This window comes from uncultured Flavonifractor sp., assembly GCF_944387675.1.
GTDB lineage: Bacteria > Bacillota > Clostridia > Oscillospirales > Oscillospiraceae > Flavonifractor.
In genome coordinates, this window is sequence record NZ_CALXFV010000076.1 from 1 (window position 1) to 10,358 (window position 10,358).

The window sequence follows — 10,358 nt, forward strand, 5'->3', positions numbered from 1 at the left end:
CACTGATCCAGGAGCCGGATAATCACTTCTTCCATCTGCTTGGGGGTATAGCTGGGCGGGAAGTATTTTTGCAGGCGGTCATTTTTCAAGGTCACTTTCCGGGCCAGGGCCTTGTCCTCCCGAAGAAGCACATCCATGACATTGGCATCCAGCTTGCCCTCCTCACTCAGTTCTTTAAGCCGTTTGGCCTGTCCCAGGCTGGGGGAAACCTCGTCCCGTTCCATGATGACCAACAGGGCAGTCTGCTCTTTTTCGCTCAGATGGGAAATGTAGTCTGCTGCGGGCGTGACCTTCAAAAACCCATTGTCCACCTGCTCCAGCAGGGGAGGGATCAGCTTTGTTAGATTTACATACCGCTGTATTTGGGTTGCGCTTTCACCAACTTGCTCACCCAGAATATGCACCGATCTTCTTCCACGAAAATTGTCTCCAACTTGGGTACAATTTTTTTGTGGCCGTCCGGCCTGCCGCTTCATGGCCTCCAGCTTCAAACTGTACGCCTTGGCTTTTTCACTGGGCAGCAAGTCCTCACGGGTGATGTTATAATCCACCACCAGAATGTCAGCCTCATCGTCCGTGTACTCCCGAACGATAACCGGCAGGCTTTCCAGCCCCACCGTCCTGGCGCAATAGTCACGGCGATGGCCAGAGATGATCTCGTAGCCGCCCTCCGTGCGGGGACGCACGATCAGCGGCTCCGCAACCCCCACCTGCTCGATGCTGTCCATCAGCCGAACCAGATCCGGCGTGGGCCGCTTGATGGAGTATGGCTGTCTGGCATAGGGGTAGATCTCACCGACGGGTATGTTCAGGATGCGCTCGTGGGTGTCCTGCTGCCGTTCCTGCTCACTCTTGAACAGATCATCGAGTGAGGTCAGGCCCATGTTTTTGACGTTGCCTGCCAAGGTTCATCACCTCCCTGGTAAAAGATTCATAGGCTCTCGCAACCCGCCCGTCCTTATCATGCTCAAAAATGTTTTTATGCTCCAGGCTGATTTCGGCGGCACGGATAGAACGGGGAATTTCGCTGCGAAAGACCCTGCCTCCGTAGGCTACCCGGATTTGCTCAATCACGCCACGGGAAAGAGTAGTGCGGCTGTCAACCATCGTCATCACGATGCCGCCAATTTCCAGGCCGGGATTCAGCTGACGTTTTACCCGCATGACCGTCTTGAGAAGCTGCTCCAGGCCCTTGGCGGGCAGGTAGTGGGCCTGCACAGGGACGATGACGGTGTTGGCCGCTGTCAGTGCGTTGATGGTCAGCATCCCTAGGGAAGGCATACAGTCCACGATGGTATAGTCGTAGTCCTTCTGGACAGTGGAGAGATATTGCCGCAAGATCGTTTCCCTGCTCATGGTATTGACCAGCGTTACCTCGGTGGCGGACAGCTCGATATTGGCAGGCATCAGATCCACACCATCCTGATGGTGCAGAATACCATCGTGGGGATCAATGGGCTGATCGGTGATGATTTTCCCCATGACCGTTGCCAGAGTGGGGTTCAGCTCGTCCGGCTGCTCCCAGCCGAGAAGCTGGGTAAGATTGCCCTGAGCGTCTGCATCAACCAGAAGAACTTTTTTACCTTGCCGGGAAAGACCAATGGCCAGACTTGCCGCCGTGGTGGTCTTGCCGACGCCGCCTTTTTGATTGGCCAGTGCGATTGTGTGCATTTATAACACCTCCGTTTCGATTGTCAGCCTGCCCCCCAAAAAAGAGGGGGGCCGCCATTATTCTTTTGTCGGTAAGTAATCTTTTCTTACTCCAGTCAGTATCACTATACTCAGTCTTATTACCCTCGGTTTTTCCGAAGTCTTGACCTCCGATTTTCCGAGGTCTAGAGTTCTGTTTCTCAGAAGCCTTGATTTCTGTTTCTCAGAAGTCTTGATTTCGGTTTTTCCGAAGTCTTGACCTTCGATTATCCGAAGTCTTGACCTCGGTTTTTCCGAGGTCTTGATTTCGGTTTTTCAGAAGTCTGCTTTTCTCCGGCGAAGTTTTTGACGTAGATCAGGGAGGCCCGTCCTTGGCCTTGCCGTACCCGTTCAATCAGACCAACTCCTTTCTTGGTATCCAATTCATTGAACAGCTTGATTGCCTTCTCCGCCTTGTACCCAAGCGTCTCCGTAACGTCATCCAGGGTAAATATGATATATACCCGGCCCTGGTCGTCGTGCCAGCCGTTCTTCATGGATAGGCTCATACGGTCAAGCAGGATGCCATAGAGCAGCTTGGCATCTGTCGATATGCCAGCAAACCGATTGTCTGTAAAGAGTAGCTTGGGGATGCGGTAAAATGAGAACTGTTCTGCTTCATAACCGTAATAATAGGAAAGTTCCACAGAAGCCATAACGATCACCCCCTATCAAAAAAGGAGAGCGTATTCAAAACGCTCTCCTTCAACAAATGATATGATACTGATATATTTGATTTGAAGTTCATCGCTCAAGCAGACGTGCTGCCGTGATTGATGTAGTGAGCGATGTATGCCACAATGGATTCCAGTGCTTGTCCACATATCATGTACCGAGGCATCTCCGGCTTTGGATCATGCAGACAACAAGATTCTGGCCTCATAGAGGATGTCCAAATGCCGGTTATACCCATCCACCCGTACAGAGCCTGACAGCAGTTTTGTCCCGCTGTTCTGCCCGGATTGGTCCTTTGCTTTAACCGTTATTAATGATATGGGCCACCAGGCGCAGGTTGTGCTCAATGAGTTTGTTCCGGGCCTCCAGATCCCCCTGGGCGGCCAGCTCCAGATATTTCCGCTCCTCCTCCGCTTTCAGCGGGCGGGGAAAGGAGCCTCCGCCCCCGCCGGAGAGCCGGAGGGTAAAAATCAGGTGGTTGAGTGTCAGCAGGATCCAGGCTGGAAACATAGGTCACACCTCCTGGTCCCACTGTATTCCGACATGGTTTGTCCCTATACGGCGGGCGTCACCCGCAGCTGCAGCTCGGTGACATACTCCTCCTCCCGGTTGGTGTCGTGGGCGTCAATGCGGTAGAGCTCCAGCGGAGCTCCCACCGGCCGGTGTCCGCCGGCCTCAACACCGGCCAGCAGGGTATCCAAATGCTCCTTAAGCCGGTCGTACCCGCCCCGGTAGTATAGCCGGGCATATACCCCGGCGGGCAGGGTGTCGTCACAGGGCAGACCAGGGTGGGTGAGAAAAAACACCCGGGAATAGTGATTATAAATCCCCTTTTTCAGGCTGGTCTCATCCACTGCCGCACCCATGCACTGGCTGCCGATGACCTGGATATAGTCCTGGTGGCGCTGTTCCAGCCGTTTGAGCTGGAAGTCCACCTCTTTCTCCAGGATAAAATCCTTTTCCAGAAACACATAAGGCCGTTCCGGCTCCTGGAGAAACTCCACCTGCCCGGCCTCCACCGCGCGGTAGCGCTCCAGCCGCACCCGGCGCTCCGCCGCCTCCCGGCAGGCTTCTTCCAGCTCCGCCATCCGGCGGCGGAGCAGTTCCTCCTCCCGGTCCAGCAGAGCAAGCGTTTCCCCCACGCTACGCCGCTCCAGATAGCCCCGGATTTCCCCGGTAGGCAGGTCCAGTCCCCGGAGGGAACGGATGATGTTCAGGGTGCAGATGTCCTGGATGCCGTATTTCCGATAACGGTTCTCCCCCCGGTCAGGGTGGAGCAGCCCCTTTTCCTCGTAATAGCGCAGGGTATCGGGGCAGAGATCGAACAATTTGGCCAATTCGTGGATCTGATAATACTCTTTCAATTTTTTTGCCTCCCGCCCTTGACTTTCGGATAGTACGAGGGTTTATGATAGATACAACAAGAGGAGGTTTTGCCCTTGAACTTAGTGCGTAAATTTTTCAAATTCACCATCCCGTCCATCGTCTCCATGTGGATCTTCTCCCTGTATACCATGGTGGATGGCATCTTTGTGGCCCACGGGGTGGGCAGCCACGCTCTGGGCGCGGTGAACCTGTCCATGCCTTTCGTGTCCCTGGTGTTCACCATCGGTATCCTGCTGGCCACCGGCACCTCCACTGTTCTGTCCCTGGCGTTGGGGCAAAAAGATGTGGAGAAGGCGCGCAACTACTTTAACCAGAACCTGTTCGTGGTCATCGTGCTCTCCCTGGCCCTGTCGGTGGCGGTGCTCCTCAATCTGGAGCGGGTGGCTGTATTTCTGGGCGCCAGCGGGGACCTGCTGCCCCTGGTGAAGGAGTATGTGGGAATCATCTCCTGCTTCACCGTGTTCTTCACGGTGTCCTACAATCTGGAGGTGCAGGTAAAAGCTGACGGCGCCCCCCACGTCAGCACCATCGGCGTAATCTCCTGCGCCATTATGAACGTGGTGCTGGACTATGTGTTCGTGATGCACTTCCACTGGGGAGTGTGGGGCGCCGCCCTGGCCACCGGTCTGTCCCAGGTCACCTCCACTATCGTATTCGTAGTCTACTTCCTGACCCACCGGGAGCCTCTGCGGTTCGGGAAATTCAAGTGGGATCTGGGCGCCTACCGGCGGATCATCCCCCTGGGTGTATCCGACGGCCTCAGCGAGTTCTCCAACGGCTTTGTGATCTTCCTGTTCAATCAGATCATCCTGTCTGTCATCGGAGATGCAGCCCTTACCTCCTATACGATCATCAGCTACGTGAACACCCTGGTGCTCATGACCATGATCGGCACCGCCCACGGCATCCAGCCTCTCTCCAGCTTCCACCTGGGGGCAGGCGAGCGGCCCATGTGCCACCGGTTCCTCACCTACGGCGTGCGGCTGGTGGCGGTTGCCGGCCTGGGCTTCTTCCTGATCTGCCAGCTGTTTGCCGGGCCCATCGTGGGGCTGTTCCTGGATGCGGGAGACCCGCTGTTCGGCTACACCGCCAGCGCCCTGCGGCTCTACTCCCTGTCCTTCCTGGTGATGGGCTTCAACGTGGTGGTCTCCGGCTTCTTCACCGCCATGGAGCATCCGGTTCCCGCCCTCACCATCTCCTTCGGGCGGAGCCTGGTGCTCATCTCCGGGTGCCTGGTGGCCCTGTCCTCCCTGTTCGGGGAAACAGGCATTTGGCTCTCCCCTCTGGTCTCGGAGGGTCTGTGCCTGATCTTTACTGTCATCTTCCTGCTGTGGTATTTCCGTAAAGTAAAGGAACCGGAAACGGCCTGTGAAGAAAGCGGCGCATGACCGGATCATGCGCCGCTTTTGCTACCTGTTCAGCAGATATCGCTCCACCGCCATGGCCACGCCGGCCTCCCGGTTACTCCCGGTGAGATAGCGGGCAGCGGCCTTGGCCTCCGCCGTGGCGTTGGCCATGGCAAAGGACCACTCCGCCCAACGGAGCAGCTCCAGATCGTTGCCCGCATCCCCGAAGGCCATTACCTGCTCCGGTCCCAGGCCCAGCCTGGTACACAGGGCCTGCACCGCGGTTCCTTTATTCACCCCGGGAGCGGTAAACTCCATGTTGTTCTGAAAGGAGCTGGTGATGGACAGGGGACCCCAGGCCAGCGCCCGCTCCATCAGTTCCTCCCGCCGCTGGGGCGGGACGGAGAAAACGTGGATTTTTTCCACCGTTTCCGCCGGCAGCGCCTGGTTAAGTTCCGCCGGGAACTGGGAATAGGTGGCCAAAATCCGCCGGAACTGGCTGGTAAAGGCGCTGGCCAGCACCTGTTCCTTCCGGGCCAGAGGGATGAAATTCTTGCCCTGGCAGTACACCTCAAAGGGTACGCCCCAGTCCAGCAGCAATTCAATCAGGGGGACGCGCACCGTGTCCGGCAGGCAATTGCGGTAGATCCACTCCCGGCCAGTCACATCCAGCACCGACGCTCCGTTGGAGAGGACGGCATACCTCGTCACTCCCAACTGGGCGTCCACCTCCCGCAGTAGGTCCCAGGCCCGACCGCTGGAGATTACAGTGGCCGCCCCCCGCTCCGCCGCCGCCCGGAGGGCGGAGGCATTGCGGACAGGTACGGTGGCGTGGTCGTCGTCCAGCAGGGTACCGTCCATATCCAGACAGATAAGCCGGATATCACTCATCGTTTCAGCTTCAGGGCCTGGCGCACCTTGTCGGCAATGCCCTCTGGGGTGAGGCCGAAGGCCTTGAGCACCGCCTTTGCCTCGCCGGAGCGGCCAAACTCGTCATAGACCCCGTGGCGCACCACCGGCACCGGACAGTGCTCAGACAAAAACTCCGCCACAGCCGAGCCCAGGCCGCCGATGACGGTGTGTTCCTCACTGGTGACGATGCACCGGGTCTCCAGAGCGGCCTTGAGCACCAGCTCATGGTCCAGGGGCTTGATGGTGTGCATGTCAATCACCCGGACCGAGATGCCCTCCTCCCCCAAGGTCTGGGCGGCGGCGTAGGCCATCTGCACCATCATGCCGGTGGCAATTACCGTCACGTCGCCGCCGTCCCGGAGTACGGTCCCCTTGCCCAGTTGGAAGGTGTAACCGGGGATTTCATCGGTGACGCTGTCCACTGCCAGGCGGCCCAAACGCATATAGGCGGGACCGTCATAGTCCAGCAGGGCGCGTACCGCCAGACGCATCTCCGGCCCATCGCAGGGGGAGACCACCATCATATTGGGGATCGCCCGCATAAGGGCATAGTCCTCAATGCACTGATGGGTGGCCCCGTCCTCCCCCACCGACAGGCCGCCGTGGGAACCCACAATCTTCACGTTGAGCCGGGGATAGGCCACTGAATTGCGCACCTGCTCATAGGCGCGGCCGGTGGCGAACATGGCAAAGGTGTTGGTAAAGGCCTGCTTGCCGCAGGCGGCCAGGCCGGCGGCCACGCCGGTCATATTGGCCTCGGCAATGCCCATGTTGTAAAAGCGGTCGGGGAAGGCCTTGGCAAAATACTGGCTCTGGGTGGAACCGGACAGGTCGGCGTCCAGCACCACCAGGTTGGGATACTGCGCCCCCAATTCCGCCAGCATCTTTCCGTAAGCCACCCGGGTGGCGATTTTCTCACTCATGGCTTACACTCCCTCCTTGTCGCTGAGCACGCCGTAGGCAAGGGCGGTCTGCTCAGACACCGGCAGGCCGGCCTGCTCCATCCGCCCCATCAGGCCCCGGAGCAATTCCCCATGGGCCACGGCGTACTGCTCGTCGTTGGGGGCCTTGCCGTGCCAGCCGTAGTCATTCTCCATGAAGGAGACACCCTTGCCCTTGACGGTCTTTGCCAGCAGGACGGTGGGCTTGTCCTTGCAGGCGGCGGCCGCGGCAAAGGCGGCCTCCAGGGCGTTGAAGTCGTGGCCGTCCACGCGGATCACGTTCCAGTTGAAGGACTCAAACTTCTTGTCCAGGGGCTCGGAGGGCATTACGTCGGCAGTAGCGCCGTCAATTTGCAGCCCATTCACATCCACAATGGCGCACAGGTTGTCCAGATGGTACTTGGCGGCGGCCATGGCCGCCTCCCACACCTGGCCCTCCTCAATCTCACCGTCTCCCAGCATGGCGTACACCCGGTAGTCCTTCCCGTCTCCCTTGCCTGCCAGGGCCATGCCCACAGCGGCGGAGATGCCCTGCCCCAGGGAGCCGGTGGACATATCCACGCCCTTTACCAGATTCATCTCGGCGTGACCGGACATATTCCCGTCAATGCGGCGGAACATGGACAGCTCTTCCACGGGGAAAAAGCCGCGCATGGCCAGTATGGGGTAGAGAGCGGGGGTACAGTGGCCCTTGGAGAGTACAAAGCGGTCCCGGTCCGGGTCCCTGGGGTTGGCGGGGTCCACCCGCATCACGTGGAAGTAGAGCATGGTAATCATGTCCATGGCGGACAGGGAGCCACCGATATGCCCGGAAGCCGCGGCATGCACCATATCCATGGCCAGCAGCCGTCCCCGGGCCGCCGTGACGGCCATGGTCTGGACCTTTGTCTGTTCCATCCGATTCACCTTTCCATTTCAGCATCGGCCCTTGGGCCTGCTTTCTTTAACTCCAGTATACCGTACCAAACTCCCCGTTTCAACTATCTTAAAGAGAAAAAAAGTCCCCGGCGGATGTCGGGGACTTTGGGCATTCAGTTCATTTGCTTGCGCCGGGACAGATTAATGGTGCCGTCCTGCATGCTGTCCACATCGTCCAGGCTCTTGCCGGTGCCGTAGGCCACGCAGGAGATGGCGTCGTCGGCCACATGAGTCTCAATGCCGGTGTGGGACTCGATGAGTTTGTCAAAGCCCCAAACCAGACTGCCGCCGCCGGTCATGCAGATGCCGTTGGTGGAGATGTCCGCCACCAGTTCGGGAGGCGTGCGCTCCAGCACGCCGTGGATGGCCTCCAGAATCCGGGTGGAAACCTCCTCAAAGGCCTCAATCATCTCGCTGGAGGACACGGAGAATACCCGGGGCAGACCGGTCATCAGGCAGCGGCCCTTGATCTCCACCGTCTGCTCCTCGGGACGGGGGAAGACGCAGCCGATCTGCATCTTCAGCTCCTCCGCCGTGCGCTCGCCGATGAGCACGTTGTGCTTGCGGCGGATGTACTTCACAATAGCCTCGTCAAACTGGTCGCCGGCGATCTTGATGGAAGTGGACTCCACAATGCCGGACAGGGAGATAACGGCGATGTCGGTAGTGCCGCCGCCGATGTCCACAATCATGTGGCCGTCGGGCTTGGCGATGTCGATGCCCGCGCCGATGGCGGCGGCCACCGGCTCCTCAATGAGGTATACCCGCCGGGCACCGGCCTGGATGCCCGCGTCGATGACCGCGCGCTCCTCCACCTCGGTAATACCGGAGGGGACGCAGATCACAATCCGGGGTTTGAACAGCCGGAAAGAGGTGACCTTGCGGATAAACTCCTTCAGCATCCGCTCGGTCATGTCGTAGTCGGAGATGACGCCCTCCCTCAGGGGGCGGATGGCCACAATGTTTCCAGGGGTACGCCCCAGCATCTGCTGGGCCTCCGTCCCCACCTTGAGCAGCTTGCCTGTATTTTTGTCAATGGCCACCACGGAGGGCTCCCGCAGCACCACGCCCTTGCCCTTTACATAGACCAGGATAGAAGCCGTACCCAGGTCGATACCGATATCTTTACTGAACATACCAGCACCTCGAAGTCTTGATAACTTTCTTTTTAGTTTATCCCAAAATTTCATGGATAATCTCCTACATTATACAAAAGTACGCTTCCCTTTTCAACGTCATTTTCCCTGAATTTTCGGAAAGTTTCTCACCTGGCTCGGGCAAGGGTGGCACATAGCACCTCCGCCGCGCCCATGGAGCGCAGGGTTCGGGCGCACTCGGACAGGGTGGAGCCGGTGGTCACCACATCGTCAATGAGCAGCACCCGTTTGCCCGCCACCAGCTCCGGATCCACAGGAGTGTAGGCGCCCAGTACGTTAGCCCGGCGCTCCGCCTCCCCTTCCAGCCCGGACTGAGCCGCAGTGTCCCGTCCCTTCCGCAGGCTCTCCACCGCCACATCCCCCAGCTCCAGCGCCGCGGCGCTGGCCAGCAGAAAGGCCTGGTCATACCCCCGCTCCTTCTTCCGCTTGTCGGAGAGGGGAACCCAGGTAATCAGATCATATTTCCCCGCCAGATGATCCTTGACACACTGGGCCACCAGCATCCCATAGGCCTTGTGGTAGCCCCTCCGCCCCTGAAACTTGTACCGCCGGATGGAATCCCGCACCTTGTCCTGGTACCGCAGGGGAGAGACGCACAGGGAGAAGAACTCCCCCTTCTGCTCCGCCGCCGCCCCTTCCAGCCAGGGCAGCTGCCTCTGGCAGACGGGACACAGATGCTTTGCCCCCGCGGGCAAAATCTTGCCGCAGAACACACACTTGGGCGGGAACAGCAGGTCCAGTAGCTTTGCCGCCGCCCCGCTCATTTTTCGTCCCCCACTGGAATGGGGCCGTTCTCCTGTTCAAAGCTCCGGATGCAGCTCTGGATCAAATACAGGATCTGCCCGCTCATGGAACGCCCCTCATAAGCCGCCACATATTGCAGCTTATCGTGGAGTTCCTTGTCCGTGCGGATGCTGAGATGATTGGTCTTGCCCATATGCTTTGCCTCCTGCTCTTTGGTAAGCAAAGCATATCCTGCGTACTGCAAATTGAGTTTATTCTTAGTGCATTTTTACGGCATAAAATTTATCTTACTCCGCCATCTGCACCAAACGCCACCGCAGGCCGGAATAGCGCCGCTGCTGGCGGTCATTGGCGGTCATGGCTGCCACCACTTCCTCATCCCCCACTAGGATAAGCAGCTCCCTGGCCCGGGTGATGGCGGTATACAGCACCCCCCGGGTGAGCAGGATGGGCGGCCCGCCGCTCACCGCCAAAATCACCGCCCGGTACTCACTGCCCTGGGCCTTGTGGACGGTAATGGCATAGGCCGGCTCCAGCTCTCCCAGCATATCCGGGGTATATTCCACCTGCCGGCCCTCGAAATCCACCGT

The 10,358-nt window shown here is 58.8% G+C and carries 12 protein-coding genes and 1 pseudogene; 1 reads left to right on the plus strand and 12 read right to left on the minus strand.

Features of this window, described 5'->3' with window-relative positions:
- The 5 genes and pseudogenes from Q0J74_RS08035 to Q0J74_RS08055 all read right to left on the minus strand — a co-directional run.
- The coding region (locus tag Q0J74_RS08035) for a ParB/RepB/Spo0J family partition protein (RefSeq protein WP_297213058.1) at positions 1-905 on the minus strand (905 nt) is incomplete at its 3' end.
- Complete coding sequence (locus Q0J74_RS08040) at positions 862-1,671, minus strand: ParA family protein (RefSeq protein WP_297213061.1); 810 nt, start codon at positions 1,669-1,671, stop codon at positions 862-864. The genes Q0J74_RS08040 and Q0J74_RS08035, both read right to left, overlap by 44 nt.
- A 245-nt stretch (positions 1,672-1,916) precedes the next feature.
- Positions 1,917-2,345: a replication initiator protein A gene (locus tag Q0J74_RS08045; RefSeq protein WP_297213063.1), complete on the minus strand. Its 429-nt coding sequence runs from the start codon at positions 2,343-2,345 to the stop codon at positions 1,917-1,919.
- 331 nt (positions 2,346-2,676) lie between these two features.
- Positions 2,677-2,874: pseudogene (locus tag Q0J74_RS08050) on the minus strand (RNA polymerase subunit sigma-70); the annotation flags it as partial.
- Between the two features lie 44 nt (positions 2,875-2,918).
- Positions 2,919-3,728: a MerR family transcriptional regulator gene (locus Q0J74_RS08055; RefSeq protein ID WP_297213067.1), complete on the minus strand. Its 810-nt coding sequence runs from the start codon at positions 3,726-3,728 to the stop codon at positions 2,919-2,921.
- Positions 3,729-3,812: 84 nt separating this feature from the next.
- On the opposite strand from Q0J74_RS08055, the gene Q0J74_RS08060 reads away from it, so the two are divergent.
- Complete coding sequence (locus Q0J74_RS08060) at positions 3,813-5,138, plus strand: MATE family efflux transporter (RefSeq protein ID WP_297213079.1); 1,326 nt, start codon at positions 3,813-3,815, stop codon at positions 5,136-5,138.
- Positions 5,139-5,159: 21 nt separating this feature from the next.
- Here Q0J74_RS08060 and Q0J74_RS08065 read toward each other — a convergent pair whose 3' ends face one another.
- From Q0J74_RS08065 to Q0J74_RS08095, 7 genes are all read right to left on the minus strand, one after another.
- Positions 5,160-5,987: a Cof-type HAD-IIB family hydrolase gene (locus Q0J74_RS08065; protein ID WP_297213069.1), complete on the minus strand. Its 828-nt coding sequence runs from the start codon at positions 5,985-5,987 to the stop codon at positions 5,160-5,162.
- Entirely contained in the window at positions 5,984-6,931 is a 948-nt protein-coding gene (locus tag Q0J74_RS08070; protein ID WP_297213070.1) for a transketolase family protein, read from the minus strand. The genes Q0J74_RS08065 and Q0J74_RS08070 overlap by 4 nt, the downstream gene beginning before the upstream one ends.
- Before the next feature lie 3 nt (positions 6,932-6,934).
- Positions 6,935-7,846, minus strand: a complete 912-nt coding sequence (locus tag Q0J74_RS08075; RefSeq protein ID WP_297213072.1) for a transketolase — start codon at positions 7,844-7,846, stop codon at positions 6,935-6,937.
- A 134-nt stretch (positions 7,847-7,980) separates the two neighbouring features.
- Positions 7,981-9,003, minus strand: coding sequence for a rod shape-determining protein (mreB, locus tag Q0J74_RS08080; protein WP_007494905.1), 1,023 nt, complete (start codon positions 9,001-9,003; stop codon positions 7,981-7,983).
- Between the two features lie 128 nt (positions 9,004-9,131).
- Positions 9,132-9,788, minus strand: coding sequence for a ComF family protein (locus tag Q0J74_RS08085; protein ID WP_297213074.1), 657 nt, complete (start codon positions 9,786-9,788; stop codon positions 9,132-9,134).
- Positions 9,785-9,961, minus strand: a complete 177-nt coding sequence (locus tag Q0J74_RS08090; RefSeq protein WP_130871023.1) for an Arc family DNA-binding protein — start codon at positions 9,959-9,961, stop codon at positions 9,785-9,787. The genes Q0J74_RS08085 and Q0J74_RS08090 overlap by 4 nt, the downstream gene beginning before the upstream one ends.
- A gap of 94 nt (positions 9,962-10,055) precedes the next feature.
- A partial coding sequence (locus tag Q0J74_RS08095; protein WP_297213077.1) for an ATP-binding domain-containing protein occupies positions 10,056-10,358 on the minus strand: 303 nt, incomplete at its 5' end.